Here is a 23,941-nt window from a genome sequence, read left to right as displayed (position 1 = left end):
CGGCAATGCCGGGTTACAACGTGTTTTATTGGTCTTGTTTTTATTCCGGTCATCAAGCCATTTTAGCGGCTTTAAGGCCATTTTTATACGGGTTTATATGTTTTATGTTTGTATTCAAGTGTTTAGTTTTTAGTATTTTATAGATAATTTTTACTTGTGTTGTTGAATATTTTCTTTTTTTTTGTGATTTATGCGAAACTGAAAATTATTTGTCTTAACTTTCTGAAAAAACGTTCATTATGAAACAAATAAACAAAAAGCTGGTGTTGAAAAAGCATAGCCTGATCAGGCTGAATCCCGATGTAATGCAGGCTGTACGGGCCGGAGAGGAAGCGCTTGCAGCCCCCCGCGAAACGTATCTTTGTGCCCCACCTTACAATGCTCCTCCCTATTTTTATCCCAACACAAGAAACGAATGTGTTGTAACTAATCAATAAAAATATATATCTTCGGATTCAACTTTGTTGTCATATATCGATCATTTTTTGCCGCATATCTGACCAATTAAAAACAATCCGGAGCATGAATCGTAGTATACCAAAAGCAGGTTGGCATTTACTGATTTGGGTTGCTTATGTAACCTTATCTATTCTTGTACATGTTGGCCACGACCTCTGGGGCACTATTTATGAGGGCATAGTATCTAACCTGATCTCGGCCCTGATCTTTTATGTGAATGCACTATGGGTATTGCCCCGTTATTACGAGACGGGCAAATACTTCAAGTTTGGTATAGCAGAGGTAGGGCTATGGGCCGGCAGCGTATTATTGCGTTATTTGTTTGCCTTTATCATAGATCCCTACCTCTTTCATGTTACCCCTTCTACTGCGGGCACATCGCCTTATTATATCATCCTTGTCTTTACCTGGCAGTGGTTCGGTTTCATGGTGTATTCTACCAGTTACTGGTTCGCCCGCATGGACAAGCGCAACCGGTTACGGCTTAAAGACCTCGAAATCGAGAAAATGAAGCAGCAGAACCTGGAGCTGGAAAATACCGCTTTAAAAGCCCAGATCAACCCGCATTTCCTGTTTAATACCCTGGACTCCTTCCGGCATGAGATCGAAGCCTTATCGCCGGGCCTGGGCCGCGATATGAATGCATTGATGAGCATCATGCAATCCTCCGTTGTAAAAACGGGCAGCGATGGCATGATCGCATTAAGCCGCGAGATCGAAACCGTGGAAAGTCTTATCTCTATTTACAAAAGAAGGTATCCCGATATTAATATTTCCTATTCCAAATCTGTGCCGGCACATGCCGACTATCGTATTTTGCCCCATGTACTGATGTGCTTCGTGGAGAATGCTTTCGAACACGGCGCCTACTACGACCCGGTAAAAAGTATCGTGGTCCAGCTTAAAATAGACAAGGGCGATCTGATATTCGCGGTCTATAACAAGAAAGGGGTGCGGAACAAGGAACACAGTGCCGGTATTGGTATTCCGCTGATTAAACGCCACCTGAACAACGGTTACAAAGAGCGGCATACTTTGCTGATCAATGATGATGACGATGATTTCTATGTATTCCTGCGGATCAACGCTATCGATAAAGTAACCCTGAAAACGGCGAAACGCCAGGTGAGCCCGGCCTGATAGCCCGGCCGAAAGCGTGTTGTATCCGTATGCACGTACTAACACATATATCAAAACCTAACTGTTAAAAATACCGGACAGCTATGCTATACAAAACATCCATTGTTGCCTTACTGGGCGTTTGCCTGTTGCAGTCCTGCGGCAGCGGTAAAACCTCCGAAAACAGTTTGCCGGCGGCACCTGTACAGGAAGCCAGCCCGGCGCCCGCGACCGCCGACGTTCCCTATACCGTGGCCGAGGGGTACTTTGTAAAAAACACCGTGAAGCCAGGGCCCTTACCTGCTCCCCGCATTACCACGCAGCAGGACTTCGATAATATATTCGGAGCGGCGGCGCATATGGGGAAAAATGGTATGCCCACCGCTATTGATTTTGCCAAACAGTTTGTGATCGCAGTCGTGGCAGATGAAACCGATATGGCCACCGAACTGAAGCCCATAAGCCTTAAAAAGGAGACGGGTGATCAACTGGTCTTTACCTACGAGACGATAAAGGGCGCCAAACAATCCTATACGATACGCCCGGTATTGATGGTCGTGGTCGATAATACCCATATGGGTACGGTTGTATTAAAAGACCAGCAGGCGCATTAACCGGCCGGAATCCGGTTCTTACCCGCTGCTAAAGTGTTATACTTCCTTTGGGAACATCTTTCCGCCCTTGTCGCATCAGCAGGCAAGGGCTTTTTTTGTCATAAACATTTTACAAAAGTATTTACTGCATTTGATCGTTCTTGTTTTTTCTGTGTAATACCTTTGCGCGGCAAAAAAATAATCAGCAACGGCTTGTAAGCTGCTGCAGGTAAAGGTTTTGCTCCTTTTTAATACACAAACAAAAACGCACATGATCAGAAAATTACCGCTCCTGTTCCTCTCTTTTTTCCTGTATGTCCCGTTTATCTTCGGGCAGGATGGCATCATAAAGGGCGTAGTTAAAACCGCCGACGGCCAGGGCGCCGAATGGGTGACAATCGGTATGAAGGGTACGGCCAAAGGCACGGTAACCGGCGCCGGTGGCGCTTTTCAGCTCAAACGTATTGCCGCGGGCAGTTATATCCTCACCGCTACTTCGGTAGGCCTGGAGCCGCAGGAGCAGCCCGTAACCCTATCAGCAGGCGAAACCGTTACCCTGAGTTTTATCCTGAAAGAGAATGCCGCCCAGCTTAAAGAAGTGGTGGTGCCCTTCGACCGTTCGGATAAAGTGAATACCGTAGTGGCAAAAATGCCGCTTAAAAACCTGGAGAATCCCCAGGTATATAACAGTGTGTCGATCGAAACCATGCGCCAACAGGGCATTACCAATTATGACGATGCCCTGCGCAATGTACCCGGTATTGCCCGCACCTGGGAGTCTACGGGCAGGGGCAGCGATGGCGCTACTTATTTCGCCTTACGCGGGTTCGAAGCCCAGCCTTCGCTGATCAATGGCCTGCCCGGTCTTACCAGCGGTAATCTCGACCTGGCCAACGTAGAAGAGATACAGGTCATCAAAGGCCCCTCAGCCACATTGTTCGGCGGCGCTACCTATGCTTATGGCGGTATGATCAATACCATAACCAAGAAACCTTACTTCGATTTCGGCGGCGCGGTATCGTATACAGCGGGCAGTTTCGGACTGAACCGGGTTACCGCCGACGTAAACGCACCTTTAAGCAAAACAGAGAAAATAGCCCTGCGCATCAATACCGCTTATCATACCGAAAACAGTTTCCAGGATGCGGGCTTCAAGAAATCGTTTTTCATTGCGCCTTCCCTGACTTACGAAGTCAACGAAAGACTGTCGTTCCAGGTGCTTACCGAAATCCTGCAGGAGGAGCGTGCCGTAGCGCCGATCTTCTTTCATTCCGACCGCGCCCATCCTTTATTGTACAAAGACATCGCGGCCCTGAACCTGGACAACCGCCAATCTTTTATGAGTAATGATCTTACGCTGAAGAACCCCAGGTTTAACCTGCAGGCCCAGATGCTGTACAAGCTGTCGCCCAACTGGAGCTCGCAAACCGTAGTGTCGCGCGGTTCGGTAAAGTCGGATGGTTATTACTCCTATATCTGGGATGACGACTATGGCGATAATTACTTCGGCCAGTATTTCCATAAGGAGATGATGACTACGGCAACCACCGACATACAGCAGAACTTTAACGGCGACTTTAAGATCAGTAAGATGCGTAACCGCTTGCTGGTAGGCCTCGATTACTTTAACCGTAACGTGATCAATAACGGCTCCGGATGGGCTACCGTAAGACACGTAACGCCGCAACAGGCCGAGGTGCAATACATCAACCCGGCTACCGGCGATACCGTAGCTCCGGTATACCTGACGCGCGCACTTGTGGACCAGGCGCTGGCCAATACCGGCGGTACGAAGAGTAATGTGAGTAACAGCGCTTACAGCGCCTATGTTTCCGATGTACTCAATATAACGCCTTCACTGATCGCAATGGTCGGTTTACGGGCCGATTATTTTGTCTCCAAAGGGGAAAAAAGTACAACGGCAGATGACTTTAACCAATTCGCCCTGTCGCCTAAATTCGGCCTGGTGTACCAGCCCGTGTTGGAAAAGGTATCCCTTTTTGCCAATTATATGAATGCCTTCGTAAACGTATCGCCGCAAACGGTATCCGATGCCGATGGCAGGAACCCCCGGGTACTGTCTTTTAAACCAGAGCATGCCAACCAATGGGAAGCAGGTGTAAAGACCACGCTCTTCGCGGATAAGCTGGGTTTTACGGTTTCCTACTACGACATACGCGTGGCCGACAGGGTGTATCCCGATCCTGCCAATCCGAACAACTCCCTGCAGGGCGGCGAAGTGGGCAGTAAAGGTTTCGAGATCGACCTGAATGCGCACCCCATACCGGGTCTGCAATTGATAGCAGGTTACAGCCATAATACAACCAAAATTACCAAAGGCAATAACGAAGACTTCTATAACGAGCCCGGCCGTGCACCCGGTGGACAAGGGCCGCAGGACCAGGCCAACTTCTGGGCCAATTACCGTTTCCTGAAAGGAGCGCTCCGCAACTTCGGGCTGGGCATCGGCGGCAACTATGCCGGTACTTATAAAGTGATCGACAATAGTGTAACCGGTGTATTCAACCTGCCGGCCTATACCCTGGTAAACGCAGCGATATCCTACAGCGCGGCGCATTACCGGATTGCCTTTAACCTGAACAACATTACCAATACTACTTATTATATCGGTTACTGGTCGGTAAACCCGCAGCGCCCGCGGAACTTTACCCTGAACTTTGCCTATACCTTCGGTAACTGATGGGTGAGATGTTAGATGTTAGATATTAGATATTAGATATTAGATATTAGATATTAGATATTAGATTTTAGGTATCAAGATATGGTTGTCATCCTGAGCCCCGCGAAGGATCTCATTTTTTTAGTAACAAGTATCAGGTATCAAGTATTAAAGTGAACGCTGTCATCCTGAGCGCAGCGAAGGATCTCATTGATTGGCTGGCTTTGATAAAGGGGCATGTATTAAAGGAATCTCACCCCTTGGCTGCCTTTACCAGCGTGCTGTTACAGAGGATTGCTGTCATCGGGAGCGCAGCAGGGAAATTTTGAATTTTGAGTTTTGAATTTTGAACTGTTGACGTATTCGTTGTCATCCTGAGCCCCGCGAAGGATCTCATCAACAAGCTGGCTTTGCAGGAGTGATTGTGCTGGAGGGTTGCTGTCATCCGGAGCGTAGCTGACCCAGCCGGCAATAAATAGGGGAAAGTTAACCAGTGCCGCATCGGTGACTCCCGCTGTTAAGATCCTTCGCGGGGCTCAGGATGACATAGGACTAATTAAAATGGACAAGCTGCTCGTACTTCCTCCAATAGCTGGCTTTATTAGCGTAATTGTATTAGAGGGTTGTTGTCATCCTGAGCCTAGCGAAGGATCTCATTTTTTTAGTATCAAGTATCAGGTATCAAGTATTAAAGTGAACGCTGTCATCGGAAGTCTAGCGAAGGATCTCACCAGTTAGCTGGCTTTAATAAAGGAATGTACTTCAAAGGGAGTCTGTCATCCCGAGCGCAGCGAAGGTTCTCATTGATTAGCTGGCTTTAATAGCGTGTGTTCCCGATGACACATCTAATATCTAACATCTCACATCTAACATCTCACATCTAATATCTAACATCTAATATCTAATATCTAACATCTAATATCTAACATCTAATATCTCACATCTAACATCTAATATCTCACATCTCATACCTCACATCTAACCTCAAAAAACGCCTTGGGTTCTGCCTGGCGATCAGGTCGAACTCTTCGGTGCTCAATCCTGCAATGGTATCGGCCATGATCTTCTTCTCCGACTTGTGATTCCTTACCACATAAAAGTCGGTACCGAATAATACGCGACGACGCAATTTGCTGTTTTCCTTTTGCAGGGTCCTTTTCAGCAGGGCGTGAATGTTGTTGTCGTGTGCGATATAACTGATGTCGCTGTACACATGATCATATTGCAACATCATGCTACAGATTATAGAATACCAGTCGGTACCTTTCCACAGCATTTCCAGCTTGCCTTTCGTAACCTGGCCTTTGGCATTTTTCAAAAAGGTAATCCCGATACCCGGATGTTTGACAATCTGTGTGCTGAAATTATCGCGATCGAGCTCAAAGTACCGTTGCCATTCGTCTTCGCCGCCAAAGTGCGCAAAACAGATCTTAAGTTGGGAGAGGTTATGTTTTAAGGGTTGCTCCGGCCCCGTATAACCAAACAGGTCGCGGGTTTCCTGCCGGATGTCTTTGCCGGACAAAAGGCGCAATAACAGGGTTTCGTCGAGCAGGCAGAGGTAGTTGAGCGGGTGGGTAAAGTTGACGCTAAAGTCTTTATTGGCCCGTTCGGGCAGCAACATCGGGCTGTATTGATCGTTACCGTCGGCCTGTTGGAATACCGGGTGGCGGTCCCAGGCTTTCTTCTTTTTGCCCCGGTAAAAAATAGTACCGCGTATGCAATGCGTGGTAATGGGCATACCGTTTTCGGCTGCATAACGCCATACCGGCAGCAGGTCCTCGTCGAAAGGGTAGTAACCCAGTGCCGGGTAAATCTTAAAGCCGCAGAATCCCTGTTTTTCGATATACTCTTTTACAACGCAGTCTTCCAACACTACCCGGTCGTTTTCGATCTTATACCGGAAGAAATCCGCATCCCGCCTGATCCGGCGGGGATCGATAAAGATAAAAGGCAGTACGATATCGCCGCCGTTCTGTTTCAGCGCAGCCAGGTCCCGAAGCTGCTGGTAGTAATCCTGTTTTACTTTGCCGGCGCCCATAAACTCCATATCCATCGGCAGGATCACGAAACGGGTACCATCGGGATATTGGTGCTGCAAACGGCGGAATACATCTTTCTGGTTTTCATAAAAAGCAAAGCGACCGATATTCATATAACGCCCGGCCAGTTCCTTGGTCTGTTTGCCCGGCATCATACCCAGTATGCTCCAGAACTTCTTAAATACAAAGAGCAGGAAATTGCGGCCGGTAGGGAAGAACAGCCATAAGGCCATTACCAACAATATGCTGGAAATCGTACCGGGCTCTTTGATCAGCAGGCGGTGCTGCGCCATAAAGGCCAGTACCCTGCGGATCCAGGCGGGCAGCGATGTTTGCAGTCCCGAGAAAGCGGCAACAATATTAAAAACCTGGAAGGTGAGCCAGGTACCGAATATCCAATAGAATGCCAGCAACAGGAAGGTTCGGTTGATAAAGATCCGGATGGTATACACCACCCGTTGCAGGCGTTTATAAGCCGGGCGGAACTGCAGCGGATAGACCTGTTTGTACCATTTGCGGCAGAGGTATACCACCAGGTTGAGTGGCAATAACCAGTACAGGAAGCCGGGCAGGAAGGTCTTGGCCAGGTAAGGCGGCACATGGTCGCCGGTAAAGATATGGGTATGGCAATTCACCACCGGTTCCGGTTGTGCGGTATTGTCCATCGATGCGGTTTTAGGTTATGTTGTTTATGGTTTGTGCGGGCGCTTGCGCCCTGGCTCAAAATTACAGATGATGATCTGTATAAACAATTATGTCTGTGTGATTTTTGAAAACACGACTCTCTTGTAAACGCAGAACAGGATCCGGCGCCGGACCCTGTTCTGCTTATATTTCGCCCATGCGGGGTACATATCAATAATGTATAACAGTAATCCGGAGATACTGTATGCCGGACCGGAGCCAATAGCTGCCATTCGGAAGCTGCGAGATGTTGATCGTGGTTTCTGTTCCGGCCGGTTTATAACCGAGTACTTTTTTGCCGGTCATATCATACAGGCTTACCTGGTCCGGGATCAGGCCCGGGTCGGTATACCTTATCTTAAGCAGCCCGTTGGCCGGCACAGGATAGGCCATTATCCCGGAGTTGCTGTTATTACTGTTGGTGAAATTGTAACGGACCGTTTTGCTGATTTCGGTACGGCCATCGAGGTCCGTCTGCAACAGGCGGTAGATGTTGTCGCCCAAAGCGGGCGCCTGGTCCCGGGTAGTATAGTTTAACTCCTCGTTGCTGTTGCCGTTTTGTGTCTGCGCGTTAACCCATACCAGGTTGCTCCAGTCTTTGCCGTCCTGGCTCCGCTGCAGCTGGAAACCTTTATTGTTGCGCTCTTGCCGGGTCGTCCAGTTTAATATTAAAGCGGCTCCATTCCGGGCAACAGAGAAGGCACTCAGGGTTACGGGCAGCGGTACTACCGGTACGGCGGTTCCGGTAGCGGTAAGACAAGGTGCTCCGAGGTTTACATGAACGCTGTCGAAGCCAAAGAGGTCGATAACGGACTGGCTGTTATAGGTAGTGTTGGCTGCAAGTCCCATGGCGGACGCAGAGCCGGTATACGTGTTGTTGTTGTGCAGGGAAATATTATCGCCGGTATCTGTTACCAGTGGTACGGGCAGGTTATTACTGATCTGGGGAGAAGCCAGGTTGGGGTTGTCGGAGTAAAAGGTTACATCATAAGTATAGAACGAGGTGGCGCCGGTTCCGACCGTTCCGGTAAACAGGTTGATGTACTCAAATAATAATTCGAAGGAAAAAGAACCGCTGGCGCCGTTATCGGAATAAACGTTAACCACGCGGACGCCGGTAACTTTAAGACGTACGTTCAGCGTGTAGGCGCTACCGTCATAACAGGGCACATCGGTGCTGAAAGGGGGTAAAACGAACTCCTGTGCATGGCTTTGCGAAAAAGGCAACAGGAGGATAAGCAGGGTATAAAGTGCTTTCATAATGGTGCATTTTTATATCGTTAAAGAGAGGCAACAAAATGAGGTAACACATTTTTGCTTTAAAAGGTTTATAAATTTTAATGTAATTTTTATTTAATGAAAAGCGAGGCCAAGGCTAGATACTTTTACCCGCTCTTTTGCTGCCGGAGCCGCTCGATCTGACGCCGGTGGCGCATGATATGTACGATGGCGTGTTCCATCATCTGTTCGATATCATATACCTGTCCCCAGCCCGACATTATTTTGCGCTGGTTATCTGTTTGTTCCAGGTCGGCATCTTCGATAGCGCGGAATACCTGTTGGGTGAACAGGAACATATGGTCGAGATCGTCGAGATAGGCAGCGGTCTGCGGGTGCAGTGCTTTACCGGGTCGTGTTTGCGCCGGCCCGCTAAGGTTGTGGATACTGGTGGCATAGCCGTAGCCGGCATGTACTACATGACTAAGGATAGCCTGCAGGGACCTGCAATTATCGTCTGCGGTATGCGGGTCGATTATAGTTGCCAGTTCGCTGTCCGGGATGGGCCGGATCACTTTTTTCAGGGTATCGATTACCTGTTCATACTCGTCCAGTAATGCGCCACAGGCGCCTTTCCTGAATATCCTGTCCATATTGCCGTATTGTGATAATGACAAATGTATAGCTTAATAAGATAAAACTATGGTAAAAACTTTTGGCAATGACCGATCGGTCATTATCTTTGCATTATTATGATACCCGCTACAGACAAGGCAGAACGCACGCGCCAGCTGATCATTACACAGGCCGCCCCGGTATTCAATACCAAGGGCATAGCCGCTACAGCCATGAGTGATGTTATGGCCGTTACGGGTCTTTCCAAGGGCAGCCTGTATGTCCATTTTAAAGATAAAGAGGACCTGGCCCTGGCCGTAGTGAAATATAATATACAACTGTTGAATGACAGCGTAGAACGTGCTTTACGTGATGTAGCCGATGCCCCTGCACGGTTATTGGCCTTTCTGGAGGTATTTGCCGATCCGATGCATCCGCCGGTGGCGGGCGGTTGTCCCCTGCTCAATTTTGGGATGGAAGCCGACGATCTGTACCCTGCGATCCGCGCTGAGGTGGATAAGGCGCTGCATGCCGCGCAGAACCGTATTGCGGGTATTGTACGCAAGGGCATTGCTGCGGGTTCGTTCGACAGCCGGTGGCAGCCGGCAGAGTTTGCCACCAAAATGTTTGCCCTTATAGAGGGTGGGGTAATGATGAGCCGTGTGGCGGGACATAATGCTAAAATGAAGACTGTTTGTAAGATCATTAAACAAGAGATCGGGAACCACCTGGTCTGAGTCCCGGTTTTTTTTATAATTAAAATGACCGATCGGTCATTTTTGAAATCGTCTCAACACAATTAAAATGAAAAAACAAAAAGTATGGCTGGTTACCGGTGCATCCCGGGGATTCGGCAAAGAGATCGTAAAAGCAGCCCTGGAAGCCGGCGACCGCGTAGTGGCTACCGTACGCAGCAATGCTACCGGGCTGCAGGAGCAGTTGGGCAACCCGGCTGACCTGATGGTGGTAACCCTGGATGTAACCCGGGAAGACGAGGTAAAACAAGGGGTAGCGGCCGCTGTGGCTCATTTTGGCCACATCGATGTATTGGTCAATAATGCGGGTTACGGACTACTGGGCGCTACCGAAGAGGTTACCGATGCGGAGGCGCGGCAGCAATTTGATACCAATGTGTTTGGCCTGCTGAACCTTACCCGCGCGATATTGCCGGTAATGCGGGCGCAACAGGGTGGCCATATTATCAATATCTCTTCTTTGTTTGGCTACGGCGCTACAGTGCCGGGTCTTGGCCTGTATGGCGCAACCAAGTATGCGGTTGAAGGTATTACCGAAGGCCTGGCCCAGGAACTGGCGCCATTGGGCATAAAGGTTACCGCCGTTGCCCCTGGCCTGTTCAGCACAGACTTCGTAACCGCCGATTCTTTCCGCTTTTCTGCAACAGCGCTGGAGGCTTACGGGGCTACGGTGGGCAAGACCCGCGGAGCCGTTGCCGGTCTGCACGGTAACCAGCCCGGCGATCCTGTTAAACTCGCCGCGGTATTGATCCGGCTTGCCGCTATGGAGCAGCCGCCTCTACACCTGCCGGTCGGAACCGATGCCTGGAACATGCTGCAGGCTAAGACCGCTGCTATCCTGGAGGAAGCAAAGGCATGGGAACCCGTTATTAAAGCTACTGATCACGTGCAGGGGTAGGTATACCGGTCCGGGTCGACCTCTGGTGCGATTCCGGTGCTGTGCCCGACTTTTAACGGGTAGAGCTATAAGATAGCGGCTGTTTCCCGCGTGGAAGCGGCCGTTTTATTTCCCTACTACTGTGTACTGTCATACAGTTCCGGCTTTTTGCAGTAATTTTACCGGCTAAACTTTGAAGCCGGCTTACTTATACCGGTTGCTTATGAATATGGAGAAAGACAGTATGCGCCTGGCCAAACGTATGGCCCATCTCGGGTTTTGCTCGCGAAGGGAGGCGGATGATTATATTTTGAAAGGCTGGGTAAAGGTAAACGGGGAAGTAACGCGGGAGAAAGGCATGCAGGTAACGGAGAGCGATAAGATAACCCTGAATAACCAGGCACAGCAACAACAATCCAACCGGGTAACGATACTGCTGCACAAACCGGTGGGTTACGTGAGCGCACAGCCCGAAAAAGGCTATAAAGCGGCTGTGGAGCTGATTACAGCAGCTAACCAGTGGTCGGAAGATAAAAGTAATATACGGTTCCGGGAGCAACACCGCTATGGGCTGGCGCCTGCGGGCCGGTTGGATATCGACTCTGTAGGCCTGCTGGTACTGACACAGGATGGACGTATTGCCAAACAACTGATCGGCGAAACCAGTAGTACCGAAAAGGAGTACCTGGTGCGGGTTACCGGCCGCCTGAGCGACAACGGGCTGAAACTGCTGAACCATGGCCTCAGCCTGGACGGGCAAAAGTTATTACCGGCCAGGGTAAGCTGGCAGAACGAAGACCAGTTGCGGTTTATCCTGAAACAGGGCAAGAAGCGCCAGATCAGGCGGATGTGCGAACTGGTTGGCCTGCACGTGGTAGGCCTGAAAAGGATTCGCATGGGCAAAGTACAGCTGGGACAATTGCCGCCTGGTAAATGGCGGTACCTGCGCGATAATGAAACGTTTTAATACAAACAGCCGGCGAATACCGGCTGTTTGTATTTATAGCCGGTAGTACTGCGTACCTTTCCTTTTTAATTCGCCGACCATGCGCCGTATCCTGTTACCCCTGTTTGCCTTCCTGCTGCTACAAGCCCTGCCAGGTACTTCCTGCGCGCAGAAAGGGTATTCCCTGGCCAAAGAGGAAAAAGAGCTGACGCAGATCTTTATGTCGATCGTGAATGGCGCTTATGAAAATACGGATACCGCGGACTACTACCGGGCCGCTTTTAACAACCGGATGAAAGCGATGTTTACCAAACACCCGGAAAGTTTTCGATATCCTTTTAAAACCCTTGTGGATAGCCAGGTCTGCTGGGTCTTAACATCGGCGGACGGCCGCTTGCGTATTTACAGCTGGGATACCTGGACCGGGGGCTCCATGCATTTCTATAAAAATGTATTCCAGTACAAAACGGCAAAAGGCATCCGGACCTTTGTACAGGACTTCGGCGATGAGGATCCCGGTGGTTATTATGCTCATTTGTTTACCGTTAAAGCGGCGCAACAGACCTATTATCTTGCATTGAGCAATAGCCGGCTTTCCAATAAGGATCGCACCCAGAACCTGGAGGTGTTTGCGATCACTACAGATCGCCTGGATGATAAGGCCAGGCTGATTAAAACCAAAACCGGCTTACAGCATGATATCGGTTTTGAGTATGACTTTTTTACCATAGAGGACACAGGACATTTTTATGATGCGCTGATCCGTTATGATCCCGTGCAGCAGATCATTACCTTGCCGGTAGTGTATGAAGACGGCCAGGTTACGAAAAACACCATCCGTTATAAGTTCACCGGTAAGTACTTCGAGAAGATGTAAGCCCGGTAAGCTTCTTCGCTGTGCGCTCTATAACATACGCTGATGAAGCCAGCTAACCGGTAAGCTCCTTCGCTATGCTCTCTATAACACACGCTGATAAAGCCAGCTACTGAGGGAGTAGGTGCAGCTTGTCCATTTTAATTAGTCCTATGTCATCCTGAGCCTCGCGAAGGATCTTAACAGCGGGAGTCGCCGATGCGACACTGGTTAACTTTCCCCTATTTATTACCGGCTGGGTATGCTACGCTCAGCAGGACAGTAACCCTCCAGTACAATCACTCCGACAAAGCCAGCTTGTTGATGAGCTCCTTCGCTAGGCTCAGGATGACAGCGTTCACTTTAATACTTGATACCTGATACTTGATACTAAAAAAATGAGCTCCTTCGCGGGGCTCCCGATGACAGACTCCCTTTGATGCACGTTCCTTTATTAAAGCCAGCTAACCAATGAGATCCTTCGCTGTGCTCAGGATGACAATCGCCCTTTTGCTACTTGCTACTTGATACTTGCTACTTGATACTTAATATGATGACAGACAAAAGCCTGCCCCGTATAGGAGGCAGGCTTTTGTATAGGATATGAAAAATTGCTTAGAGTTTGCTGATATAAGCGCCCAGCGGGTCGCGGAACTGGTAGCCTTCTGTAAAGCGGTTCTTGCCCAGCTTCTGGTGTTCGGAGAGGCCCCAGAGTAGGAACTCGAGCAGGAAGTACTTGTCTGCAGCCGGAACTTGCGGCTGGTAGCGGCCCTGCAAGGTTTTTAAGGGTGCTACGCTATCCAGTTGTTTGCGGTACGCCTTATCGGTGGCTTCATCCAGCAGTTCGAGCTCGTTTTCGGTAAACCAGTCGGTAAGCTCCTGGTAAGGGCTTACTTCGCGCTGGCGTTCCAGCTTTTCGATCCGGGGGAAATATTCGGCAAACAGCGTACGGATGGCATTGCCCAGCAGGTGTTCGGCTACTGCGGCGGCACCTTCCTGTTCGCCTTCATATACCAATTCTATCTTACCGGTAATAGCCGGGATCACGCCCATAAAGTCTGAAAGTCTTACTGTGGTGGTTTTATCACCGGCCAGCAGTGCCCTTCTTTCCGCGGTGCTCAGCAGGTTTTCAAAAGCGGTAATGCTCATCCTGGCACTCACACCGCTTTTGTAGTCTACAAACTCGCTTTTGCGCGCCTCGAAACCGATCTGTTCGAGCAGGTCCTGGGCCAGCGAGGGTACATGGATGCCTTCGGTCTGGCGGCCGTCCAGGCGGGCTTCCTGTTCGGTAATGGTACGGGCAATACGTATATTTTCGGGGTAGTGGGTCAGGATCTGCGACCCGATACGATCCTTAAGCGGTGTAACGATACTACCGCGGTTGGTATAATCTTCGGGGTTGGCGGTAAAAATAAACTGCAGGTCCAGCGGCATACGTACTTTAAAACCACGGATCTGGATGTCGCCTTCCTGCAGGATGTTGAACAGGGCCACCTGTATGCGGGCCTGCAGGTCGGGCAGTTCGTTGATCACGAAGATGCAGCGATTGGCCCTGGGTATCATACCGAAGTGGATTACCCGGTCGTCGGCGTAAGAGAGTTTCAAATTGGCGGCCTTGATGGGGTCGATATCGCCGATCAGGTCGGCTACGGTAACATCGGGCGTGGCCAGCTTTTCGTAAAAGCGCTCGTCGCGGTGCAGCCAGCTAATGGGCGTATCGTCGCCCTGCTCGGCAATCAGGTCGCGGGCAAAGCGGGATATGGGCTTTAAAGGATCATCATTGATCTCGGAGCCGGCAATACAGGGAATCCATTCGTCCAGCAGGTTCACCATCAGGCGCGCAAGCCTGGTTTTGGCCTGGCCGCGCAGCCCCAGCAGGTTTATGTTGTGACGGGAGAGGATGGCGCGTTCGAGTTCGGGTATAACGGTATTTTCAAACCCCCATATCCCTTCAAACACGGTTTCTCCCTTGCTGATCCTTTGCCGGAGGTTATCCCGGAGTTCATCTTTAATGCTTTTACTGTTATATCCGGCCTTTTTTAAGGCGCCTAAAGTTTTGATCTGCGTAGTATCCATCGGGTTGTTTTGCTTATTTGATTCGTTTTTTTCTGTTGGTTTCATAATCTTCAAAGATCATTTCGCCGAGCCCTTTAAGCCCGGTATAAAATGCTTTGCCCTGGTTGGCTTCGGTAAACTGGTTTACGAAACGTTGCAGGTAAGGGTCGTTGGCAATCATAAAGGTAGTGATCGGGATATGCAATTTCCGCGCCTGCTGCGCCATGGTATAACATTGCTCTACGATATACTGGTCGAGTCCCACGCTGTTCATATAATAACTGCCGTCGCGTTCGCGTACACAACTGGGCTTGCCGTCGGTAATCATAAAGATCTGCTTGTTGGTATTGCGTTTCCTGCGGAGCAGGTCCATGGCCAGTTGCAGACCGGCTACCGTATTGGTATGGTAAGGGCCCACTTGCAGGTAGGGCAGGTCTTTAATAGCGATGGTCCAGGCGTCGTCGCCAAACACGAGTATGTCGAGCGTGTCCTTGGGATAACGGGTCGTGATGAGTTCGGCCAGGGCCATGGCTACCTTTTTTGCCGGTGTAATGCGGTCTTCGCCATAGAGGATCATGCTGTGGCTGATATCGATCATCAGTACGGTGCTCATCTGGGCTTTGAACTGTGCATCTTCCACCACCAGGTCGTTTTCGGTGAGCCGGAATTCGTCGGAGCCGTTGTTGACCTGGGCATTCTTCAGGCTTTCGGTAAGCGAGATGCGGTCGAGCCCGTCGCCGAAGCGGTACTCGCGGAATTCGCCGGTATGTTCATCACCGCTGCCGGAGTATTTGGTTTTGTGATTGCCTGCGCCTTTTTTGCCCAGGTTGCCGAAGATCTGTTTTAGGGCTTGCTGCCTGATCGTCCTTTCGGTTTTGGCTGTAATTTTTAAACCGCCGTCGGAGCCATCGTTGCTCACTTCCTGGCGGATGTATCCTTTCTTTTTCAGATCCTCGATAAAGTCGTCGATCGTATAGTTTTCGTCGGTCAGTTCATACTCCTGGTCCAGTTCGCGCAGCCAGGACAGGGCTTCGTCGAGGTCGCCGGAGGTATGGGTGATCAGTTCTGTAAAGATCTCGAAAAGCTTGTCGAAGGGGGCTATGTCGGGGGCGGTATACTTGCTGAATAGGAAACCTTTCCTGTGTGCTTGTTCCATAAACACCTAAAATTAGGACATATCTGCGGCAACGGGGCGTTAACCTTTCATAAAACCTGCTGATAGCGGTATCAAAGATAATACTATGGTAATTTAGGGCCGGGGCCTTAACTTCGGTCGCGCAAATGTACCGCTCCCTCCTCTGTCTGCTCCTGTTATTCGGCCCTGTTTCCGGGGCGTTGGCCCAATCGGGCTGGAAATTTCTTACTGAAAAACAAGGTATTAAGGTTTATTCCCAGCCTGTTACCGGCTCCAAGGTCAAGGCCCTGAGGGTCGAATGTGAACTCAATACAACCGCCTCGGCCCTGGTGACCTTGCTGCTCGATGTGCCTGCCGCTGAAGACTGGGTGTCGCATACCAAATCCTGTGTGCTCCTCAAACAGGTGTCGCCGGCCGAATTGTACTACTATTCAGAGGTAAACCTGCCCTGGCCGCTCGAAAACCGCGATTTTGTGGCGCATGTAAAAGTATCGCAGGACAAGGAATCCGGCACCGTAACCGTTCATGCACCGGCTATTCCCGGCTGGGTGGCCGACAAAAAAGGTATTGTACGGGTCAATCATTCGATCGGTTTGTGGACGATCCGCATCCTGGACAAGAACAGGGTAAGCGTTAGCTATAGCCTCCAGGTCGACCCGGGCGGCATGATTCCGGCCTGGGCGGTCAATGCGCTCTCGTCGCAGGGGCCTATCGATAGTTTTATCAAAATGAAGGAAATGCTTAAACGTCCTGTTTACCAAAATGCCCGGCTCGGGTTTATAACGGACTAAGGATTTTCATTGTTTCGGATATTTATTTTTTTAAGACCCTCTCTGCCATAAAATACCGGGAAATACATCAGTTCCGCCTTGGCCGGGTTGAGGGTATAATGTCCTGCATACCGGGGCAACAGCGTTACCTCAAATTCATAGGTGCCTTTGGGCAGTCTTTCGCAGAAAACAGAAACTTTGTCTTCAAAATATTCCCGGTGTAATTCGTGATTGGTACCGGGTTGTTTTTTGTCTTTATAAGAACAGCCGGCGGGTATGGGCAATTCCAGCATCACATACTCTGCATTTTTTACGACTTCTACCCTTACTTTCATCGTTACCGGTTCGCCCGCGGGCAAATAACCGGTGTGTTTACCCCGGTTCTCGAACCAGGATTGCAGCCTGAAGTTATTGCCCGAAGCGGCCGCCGAGGTATCCCACTTGCTGTAGTACCAGGTAAAGTAAACCGGTGTTGCCCCTGTTTTATGTACCGTAGTTGCTATAGTAAGCGGCAGAGACCGGTGGTAGGGAAAGGTATCCACCTGTTGTGCTATCCCCCCGCTGAACTGCATCCTGGGCTTCATGGCCACTTTGTTGTTCAGGGGCAGGAAGTGGATCAGCTCGTCGATGATCTGTGCGCTTTCATAGGTATTGCGCCATCCCCCGGGCCTGCGTTGCTGCAGCATCCAGTTCACGACCTTTTGTTTGTTGATCGTGGCTGTGGTATCGTTACGCAGTACTTTTAAAGCACTGAGCGTAGTCAATACTTCATTCCGGTACACCAGGGCGCTGGTATCTTTCCAATAGATATTACCAAAAATATCGCTGTCCATTGTTTTTGTCAGGCGATCCAGGTTATAGGGCAGGTGCAGCTTCTGGCGCAGCGCGATCAGTTCGAAACGGTCCTGCAGCGACAGGTTTTTATTGCGTTCCATACGGCCGATGTATTTTTCAAAGTCGGGTTTGGCCGAGCTCATCGCCAGCAGCTTCAGGGCGGGTATATCCACCAGGGTGGTATCTCTTTCGAGATTGCTGAGGTAGCGGCTTACGAACAGGTCTTCTTTGAAGTAAGCCCGGTAGCCCGCCTGTTTTGCCCTGAGCAGGGCTTCCAGCGCATGGGCCGATATCCAGGAACTGGTATAGGCATTGCCCCACCAGCCCCAGAGCCCTTCCTGGTTTTTATTTTTAATTATTTTATCGATCAGGCCCTGTACGTATGTCCGGTCTTTCTCGTCAATAGGCTGTTGCAGGATATTGCTGATCTTTTCTTTGTCGAGCATGGCGATAACTTTCGAGGCCATTTGCTCGTTGCAGAGGTAGCCATAGTCGCGCAATACCGTAATTTCCCGCAGTACGATATCGGTAAGCGAAGCCGTTGCGGCCAGGTGCAGCGTGTCTTTGGCATTGCCTGCGGGGATGGAGAACGTGGTATCGGGCATGTCTAATGCCATAAAGCTGCCCCTGGCGATCCTGGTGCCGATACGTTGTACCGGTATCGTTCTTTCTTCTCCGTCGAAATATCCGTCGGCTTTAGTCAGCAGGTATTTGAGCGTAAGCGAATCCATGCCCGAAGCGCTTACCGGGAGGGTGTCGTTGTAATACTTTGCGAGTTGTGTTTTGCTTTCGGTGTTAAGTATACCATTATGGTAAAAGCTGGTGGTAACGGGCAGGGTATCGGTGGTATAATTTACCGATTTGCCGATAAGCATTGCGGTATCGCCATCGAGCAGGAAGCGCGGCAGGTAAAGCGATGCACCCAGGGGCTTGTACGATTTGATATTACCGAAATCCATGCCGGTATGATTTTTATCATCGGTGCCTACGATTATGGTCTTCCAGTTGGTGATATCGTCAGGGAATTTTACCGGGAAATTGACTTTACCTTCTTTATCGGTTACCAGGTCGGGTAGCCAGTAGGCATCGTCCCTGAAATTGTTGCGCATGCCGCTCACCATCAGCTCTTCGGGCATGGGTGGCGCGGGTTCCTGCAGGCCGGCCCTGATCTCTTCGGGCAGTTCGGCGCCTTCCCGGGTAAGGATCAGGATTACGCCATTTGCCCCCCGCGAACCATAGAGGCTTGTCGCTGTTGCATCTTTGAGTACCTGGATCGAGGCGATCTTCGAAGTGTTTAAGGTGGCCAGGGCGCCATTGTAGGGCATACCGTTGATCACGATCAGGGGCAGGGTATCGCCGACAAGCGATCCGGTTCCTCTTATACTGACGATCTGTTGGCCATTGCTGCCATTGGTAACCTGTATGCCGGCTGCATGGCCTTCTACCGCCCGTGTAATATCCGAAACGGGCATCAGCGAAATTTCTTTAGAGGTAATGATGTCCGCTGCCCCCACATATCTTTCTTTGGTTACCGCTGGCCCGTAAGGCTCGGAGATCTCGACCTCGTTGAGCATGGTACTGCTCACTTCCAAATAGATGGCCATATTGCGTTTTGCTGTTACCTTCTGCCCGCCATAACCGGTAGCTGAAATGATCAACAGGGGCTCTATATTACCGGGGATATCAATCTCGAAAACCCCATCTGCATCCGATACCGTTCCTATCGAAGTACCGGCTATTTTAATGGCAGCGCCCGGTACGGGCTCTTTGCGTTCATCATATACCGTACCGGAGTAGGCGGCTGAGGCCCCCTTGTAGGTCGCGCTGGTATAGGCTTTCATAACCAGGTTGATAAACGTGTCGCGTTCGTCCGCGGATTTACGGTACAAGCGGCTCAGCACTTTATTAAGATCCCTGATATCGTTGGCAGGCAATGTTTCCAGGTCTTTTTCCGTAATCCTGTAGAAGTTCCTGCCGTTGGCTTTGACCTCGATAAGGCCCGTTTTTTTATACTGGTTGTTTTCGTCGACCAATAGCAACTGATACTGGCCGGCTGGTATTTTATCTAAATCTCTTATGTTGCCGCCATAGATGCGGAGAAAATTAAAATCGTTGGGTTTGCCCAATATGATATTGGCCGGCCTGTATTTCAGATCTGTGGCAAAGTCGAGATCCAGGCTGGCAGGGCCGGTTACCGTCTTGTTCAGCATGTCGATGGAGGTGCTTTTGCGGGCCTGGAGCAGGTCATATTCAAAACGGGCAACCAGTTTGTCGCGGCTCAGCACTTCATCATTGATACCGGGCAGGCCGGATTGCGGCCTTATGGGCAACAGCTGATTGGGGCTGTTGCTCTTCATTTTTACCAGGCTGGCCGATAAGGTATAGGTGTACTGCGGTTCGTATTCAAAGAGCCGGTCAAACTTGCCGTAGGCCCGGAAGCGCCAGTAGCGCTGGGTTACCGGGCCTATGGTCTTTTGGTCACGCCAGCCTATGGTACTCAGGTCTATTACCCTGTCGCTTTCCATATAAGCATATTTTAATTGTTCCGGCTCCATTTGCAGCGCCATGATATAGGGCAGTAATCGCGACCGTTCATAAATGTCGAGGCTATCGGGGTAGTTTATGGAGCGGAACAAACCGTTTTGCTGGCCCTGGTCTACCGAAAACAGGGTTTTGTGCCCGGGCTTTACTTTAATGTGCTCGATTATCACCAGGCGGTTACGGGTACGGATCCTGAAATTGTGGAAATTGGTATCGACCTGGAAACTATAGGGCATTTTGTAATCGGTAAAACCGAAATATACGGGTACATCATCCATCAGCACATAGTATACTTCCTGGATATTACCTTCTTCCACCACCACGGGCGCCACCTGCGTAATGCTATCGGGCATGACCATGGTCGTATACTCGAAGGAGTCGGCGGCGGGGTAGCGGAAACGATAGGCCCAATTGGTATCGAATAACATCCGCTCATTCCAGAACGCGTAATCCAAAGGTTGCTGTACAACTTTGTCTTTTTCGTCTACTTCAAAAGTTTGGTTCAACTTCCAGGCCGGATTTTTTAGCCCGATCAAAGGCAGGTTGGGAGCGTCGTTCACAGAATTGTCCCGGTCTTCGTCCTGGTTTTCAAACTTACGGGTATAACTGTAGGCCAGCAGGTTCAAACCCGCTATGGGCCTGTTTTCCTGGTCGGTAGCGGTTACCTGTATGTCGGTCTCTTTGCCGGGTGTTATTACTGCCGGTTGTTTGATGTCGAATTTCACCTTCCCTTTCGGATATAAGGGCCGGTAGCGCTGCCGTTTTGTTTCGCCTGCCCATACGTATTCCAGCACTACGCTGTAGAGCACGTCCTCCCGCGATGCAAACTGCAGCGGAAAGTCTTTCCAGGTGCCCCGTTGCACTTCTTTAGCGTTTTTGTATATATGATAGATAGCTGGCAATCGCCTTGGGTTGGCTATCGATATAAAAGTAGAATCAATGGTTTTGCTGCAATAGACAGCTACCAGGTCCTCCGCATTTCCAAGGTCCAGCTCCTGGTCGTCGTCTTTGGTTTCACCCGTATATTTAGCGGCATTGTTGTTCAGGGGCAGGGTACAGGGTGCTTTAACGAAGGTGTCGAGTATACGGAAGCCAAACCGGTCTTCGGCATATACCTGTATTTTTTCGCCCGTTTTTTCCGGTTGGTCCACCAGGATGCTGTCTGTTTGTAATTTGATGCTCAGGTTGTCGGTGCGGCGGCTGAAGTCTATGCTCCGGTCCAGGTCGGTCCGTTCGTTTTCGCTGTTCTGCATCACTACGATCAACCGGTAACGTACTGCGGCATCAGGAAAAATGGAATCGGGTATTTGTAACTTGTCTTCGCCTTTGGTAATGGTCGTGCTGTAGGTCCACAGGGTATCGGGCACAAAAAGCCGGTCGGGTTTAACGCGGTTTACCTGTTGGGCTTTTACGGTTACCGACACGCGGGTATCCGGCATGGGCAGGCCATTCTCATCTTTAGCGGTCAGGTTTACGTAAAAGGGTTTGCCCTTGATCTGCTCGTCTTCTTTCAGGTCGAGTGCAAACATCGCTTTTTTTAATTCATAATCTTCGTAAGTAAATTTGCCTTTGCCGATTACGGTAGAGTCCTTAGGTTGTTCCAGGTAGATGTTGTAATCATCGTCAAGCGATATATCCATGCTGTCGTGTAACACAAACCGGAAGCTATACCCGGCGCCTTTCCCCCTGGAATAAGCTGTACCGAGATAGGTGTCGTCCTCTTTATCCGGTCCGTATGTATCGCCGATAAAGACTTTTAGCGGCTGGTCGTACCACTTCTGGCTCGCAACGTCCAGCAGGTGGGCTTTGAATTTTATGGTATCGCCCTCTCGGTACTTGGGTTTGCTGAAGTAAAAATAACTTTTGTATTGCCGGGGCGCCCTGGGGGAACTTATCTTGTTGGCAATATACCTGGCATCGTAACGGGTGGCGGCAACGGCGCCATAAGGATATCCGTATTTTATGGAATGGAATACATCGCAGAGGCCTTGGTTATAGAGCTGGAATAGGGTATGGAAATACCGGAAGGGCCGGCGCGTTGCAAGCCGCCGGAGTACCGGAATCTTTTGCGGGCCTGTGTTGCGGGTACTGAAGTAATAGGTATGGTTGCCATCGGTTACAAAGAGCGTGCCTCCTTTTTTTCGTCCGCGCAGGGTATAACTCTGTGTTACCGGGTCGTAGGGAATAGGCTGTTTATCCAGGCTCACTTTATTTACGCTTATCGCTTGATGGCTGTGCTGGTCCAATAGCTGTACCACCAGGTCTTTGCCGTTTTGGAGCAGGTAAAGCCGCCAGGGCGTAATGCATTGATAAGCGTAGATCAGGTGGCTCCCATCGAATGCCACACTCAGGTAATTGCCGGGAGCAAGCGGTAAACTATCGCTAAGGTAGGGCTTTATATAGGCCAGGTTGGTGAAAAAAGTGCTGTCCGGGATGCCGGGTGTCTCCCTGAAGAGTTGCAGGGCCTGTTGGTCATTGATGCGATAATAGTAAGCGGACTTGTAGCTGTTGTCGAGTGTGGGGTGTTGCGCCTGTGCTCCGGTAATTATGTTTACAAAGACAAGTACGAACAGGAGTAGTCGTAATTTCATAGAACGGTCGGTTTAGAATGTCCTGGCTATAGCTGTAACCTGCATCCATACAGGATTTTGGTAATAATAATAACAAAATCCCGGTTGTGCAATAAAATGTTAAAGCCCTTCTACTATACGGACAACTCTGTTGCCATTTCGTACCGGGTGTAGTAATAATTTTATAGATTGGATATGAGTATTGAGATGTGAGATGTGAGATGTGAGATGTGAGATGTGAGATGTGAGATGTGGGATGTGAAGGGGGTGCTGTCATCGGGAGCCTAGCGAAGGATCTCATTTTTAGTATCAAGTATCAGGTATCAAGTATTAAAGCGAATGCTGTCATCCTGGGCGTAGCTAAGGGTCTAATCGATAAGCTGGCTTTATTAACGTGATTGTATCCGGGGATTGTTGTCATCCTGAGCACAGCGAAGGATCTCATCCCCCCAATCTGGCTTTATTAATGTAATTGTACTAAAGGATTGCTGTCATCGGGAGCCGCGCGAAGGGTCTCATCGATTAGCTGGCTTTGTCGGAGTGATTGTACTGGAGGGTTGCTGTCCTATTGTGTAAGGTATGCTTCGCTTGCGAGAAATAGGGGGAAGTTAAACCAGTGTCGCGTCGGTGACTCCCGCTGTTAAGATCCTTCGCGGGGCTCAGGATGACATAGGACTAACCTAAAAAAGATAAGCTGCGCCTACTCCCTTAGTAGCTGGCTTTATTAGCGTAATTGTATTGAAGGGTTGCTGTCATCGGGAGCGCAGCATACCCGGCCTGCGATAAATAGGAGAAAAGTTAAACCTACATTTCATCGGCGACTCCCGCTGTTAAGATCCTTCGCTAGGCTCAGGATGACATAGAGCTAATTAGAATGGACAAGCTGCGCCTACTCCTTCAGTAGCTGGTTTTATTAATGTAATTGTATTAAAGGGTTGTCGTCATCCTGAGCCTAGCGAAGGATCTCATCAACAAGCTGGCTTTATTAGCGTAATTGTATTAGAGGATTGCTGTCATCCTGAGCCCCGCGAAGGATCTCATTTTTTTAGTATCAAGTATCAGGTATCAAAGCGAACGCTGTAGTCCTGTGCGTAGTGAAGGATCTCATCGATTAGCTGGCTTTATTAAAGTGGCCCTATTGGAGTATTCCTATCCTGCCGGTTAATGTACGTTTCGCCTGTAATAAATGGGAACAACT

Annotated in this window: 15 protein-coding genes; 9 read left to right on the top strand and 6 right to left on the bottom strand. The window is 49.8% G+C overall.

Going from position 1 to position 23,941, the window contains the following annotated elements; all coding sequences use genetic code 11:
• Positions 1-239: 239 nt before the first annotated feature.
• The 4 genes from B0I18_RS14350 (at position 240) to B0I18_RS14335 (ending at position 4,872) form a co-directional block, all read left to right on the top strand.
• Entirely contained in the window at positions 240-437 is a 198-nt protein-coding gene (locus B0I18_RS14350; protein WP_106523417.1) for a class I lanthipeptide, read from the top strand.
• Between the two features lie 85 nt (positions 438-522).
• A complete protein-coding gene (locus B0I18_RS14345; protein WP_106523416.1) occupies positions 523-1,599 on the top strand; it encodes a sensor histidine kinase in 1,077 nt (358 codons plus the stop codon).
• A gap of 83 nt (positions 1,600-1,682) precedes the next feature.
• Complete coding sequence (locus B0I18_RS14340; protein ID WP_106523415.1) at positions 1,683-2,192, top strand: hypothetical protein; 510 nt, start codon at positions 1,683-1,685, stop codon at positions 2,190-2,192.
• A 250-nt stretch (positions 2,193-2,442) separates the two neighbouring features.
• Entirely contained in the window at positions 2,443-4,872 is a 2,430-nt protein-coding gene (locus B0I18_RS14335) for a TonB-dependent receptor (RefSeq protein WP_106523414.1), read from the top strand.
• Between the two features lie 937 nt (positions 4,873-5,809).
• Here B0I18_RS14335 and B0I18_RS14320 read toward each other — a convergent pair.
• The 3 genes from B0I18_RS14320 to B0I18_RS14310 form a co-directional block, all read right to left on the bottom strand.
• On the bottom strand, positions 5,810-7,555 hold the full coding sequence (locus B0I18_RS14320; protein ID WP_106523411.1) for an amidohydrolase family protein: 1,746 nt from the start codon (positions 7,553-7,555) through the stop codon (positions 5,810-5,812).
• 190 nt (positions 7,556-7,745) lie between these two features.
• On the bottom strand, positions 7,746-8,834 hold the full coding sequence (locus B0I18_RS14315) for a T9SS type A sorting domain-containing protein (protein ID WP_106523410.1): 1,089 nt from the start codon (positions 8,832-8,834) through the stop codon (positions 7,746-7,748).
• Between the two features lie 125 nt (positions 8,835-8,959).
• Positions 8,960-9,445 (bottom strand): DinB family protein, encoded by a 486-nt coding sequence (locus tag B0I18_RS14310; RefSeq protein ID WP_106523409.1) that lies wholly within the window; start codon positions 9,443-9,445, stop codon positions 8,960-8,962.
• Positions 9,446-9,544: 99 nt separating this feature from the next.
• Here B0I18_RS14310 and B0I18_RS14305 point away from each other — a divergent pair, with 99 nt between their 5' ends.
• From B0I18_RS14305 to B0I18_RS14290, 4 genes are all read left to right on the top strand, one after another.
• Entirely contained in the window at positions 9,545-10,144 is a 600-nt protein-coding gene (locus B0I18_RS14305) for a TetR/AcrR family transcriptional regulator (protein WP_106523408.1), read from the top strand.
• 67 nt (positions 10,145-10,211) lie between these two features.
• Entirely contained in the window at positions 10,212-11,060 is an 849-nt protein-coding gene (locus B0I18_RS14300; RefSeq protein ID WP_106523407.1) for an oxidoreductase, read from the top strand.
• Positions 11,061-11,262: 202 nt separating this feature from the next.
• Positions 11,263-12,006, top strand: a complete 744-nt coding sequence (locus tag B0I18_RS14295; RefSeq protein WP_219905982.1) for a pseudouridine synthase — start codon at positions 11,263-11,265, stop codon at positions 12,004-12,006.
• Positions 12,007-12,085: 79 nt separating this feature from the next.
• Positions 12,086-12,862, top strand: coding sequence for a hypothetical protein (locus B0I18_RS14290; RefSeq protein WP_106523406.1), 777 nt, complete (start codon positions 12,086-12,088; stop codon positions 12,860-12,862).
• A 591-nt stretch (positions 12,863-13,453) separates the two neighbouring features.
• Here B0I18_RS14290 and B0I18_RS14285 read toward each other — a convergent pair.
• Positions 13,454-14,959, bottom strand: coding sequence for a MoxR family ATPase (locus tag B0I18_RS14285; RefSeq protein WP_245882100.1), 1,506 nt, complete (start codon positions 14,957-14,959; stop codon positions 13,454-13,456).
• A complete protein-coding gene (locus B0I18_RS14280; RefSeq protein ID WP_106523596.1) occupies positions 14,928-16,049 on the bottom strand; it encodes a vWA domain-containing protein in 1,122 nt (373 codons plus the stop codon). The genes B0I18_RS14285 and B0I18_RS14280 overlap by 32 nt, the downstream gene beginning before the upstream one ends.
• Before the next feature lie 125 nt (positions 16,050-16,174).
• Between B0I18_RS14280 and B0I18_RS14275 the strand changes: the two genes are divergently transcribed.
• Positions 16,175-16,819: an START domain-containing protein gene (locus tag B0I18_RS14275; RefSeq protein WP_106523404.1), complete on the top strand. Its 645-nt coding sequence runs from the start codon at positions 16,175-16,177 to the stop codon at positions 16,817-16,819.
• On the opposite strand, the gene B0I18_RS14270 is transcribed toward B0I18_RS14275, so the two are convergent.
• The gene (locus B0I18_RS14270) at positions 16,816-22,764 is read right to left on the bottom strand and encodes a TonB-dependent receptor plug domain-containing protein (protein WP_106523403.1); all 5,949 of its coding nucleotides are present in this window, start codon (positions 22,762-22,764) and stop codon (positions 16,816-16,818) included. The genes B0I18_RS14275 and B0I18_RS14270 overlap by 4 nt on opposite strands.
• Positions 22,765-23,941: the final 1,177 nt, after the last annotated feature.

Source organism: Taibaiella chishuiensis (genome assembly GCF_003014535.1).
Lineage (GTDB): Bacteria > Bacteroidota > Bacteroidia > Chitinophagales > Chitinophagaceae > Taibaiella > Taibaiella chishuiensis.
This window is presented reverse-complemented; position numbering and strand designations above follow the sequence as displayed.

What these genes read in the sequence shown, in the direction of transcription:
- B0I18_RS14300 (WP_106523407.1), top strand. Translation starts at nt 10,212, where the DNA reads ATGAAAAAACAAAAAGTATGGCTGGTTACCGGTGCATCCCGGGGATTC.
- B0I18_RS14305 (WP_106523408.1), top strand. Translation starts at nt 9,545, where the DNA reads ATGATACCCGCTACAGACAAGGCAGAACGCACGCGCCAGCTGATCATT.
- B0I18_RS14345 (WP_106523416.1), top strand. Translation starts at nt 523, where the DNA reads ATGAATCGTAGTATACCAAAAGCAGGTTGGCATTTACTGATTTGGGTT.
- B0I18_RS14285 (WP_245882100.1), bottom strand. Translation starts at nt 14,959, where the DNA reads ATGAAACCAACAGAAAAAAACGAATCAAATAAGCAAAACAACCCGATG.
- B0I18_RS14295 (WP_219905982.1), top strand. Translation starts at nt 11,263, where the DNA reads ATGAATATGGAGAAAGACAGTATGCGCCTGGCCAAACGTATGGCCCAT.
- B0I18_RS14270 (WP_106523403.1), bottom strand. Translation starts at nt 22,764, where the DNA reads ATGAAATTACGACTACTCCTGTTCGTACTTGTCTTTGTAAACATAATT.
- B0I18_RS14310 (WP_106523409.1), bottom strand. Translation starts at nt 9,445, where the DNA reads ATGGACAGGATATTCAGGAAAGGCGCCTGTGGCGCATTACTGGACGAG.
- B0I18_RS14320 (WP_106523411.1), bottom strand. Translation starts at nt 7,555, where the DNA reads ATGGACAATACCGCACAACCGGAACCGGTGGTGAATTGCCATACCCAT.
- B0I18_RS14350 (WP_106523417.1), top strand. Translation starts at nt 240, where the DNA reads ATGAAACAAATAAACAAAAAGCTGGTGTTGAAAAAGCATAGCCTGATC.
- B0I18_RS14290 (WP_106523406.1), top strand. Translation starts at nt 12,086, where the DNA reads ATGCGCCGTATCCTGTTACCCCTGTTTGCCTTCCTGCTGCTACAAGCC.
- B0I18_RS14335 (WP_106523414.1), top strand. Translation starts at nt 2,443, where the DNA reads ATGATCAGAAAATTACCGCTCCTGTTCCTCTCTTTTTTCCTGTATGTC.
- B0I18_RS14340 (WP_106523415.1), top strand. Translation starts at nt 1,683, where the DNA reads ATGCTATACAAAACATCCATTGTTGCCTTACTGGGCGTTTGCCTGTTG.
- B0I18_RS14275 (WP_106523404.1), top strand. Translation starts at nt 16,175, where the DNA reads ATGTACCGCTCCCTCCTCTGTCTGCTCCTGTTATTCGGCCCTGTTTCC.
- B0I18_RS14315 (WP_106523410.1), bottom strand. Translation starts at nt 8,834, where the DNA reads ATGAAAGCACTTTATACCCTGCTTATCCTCCTGTTGCCTTTTTCGCAA.
- B0I18_RS14280 (WP_106523596.1), bottom strand. Translation starts at nt 16,049, where the DNA reads ATGGAACAAGCACACAGGAAAGGTTTCCTATTCAGCAAGTATACCGCC.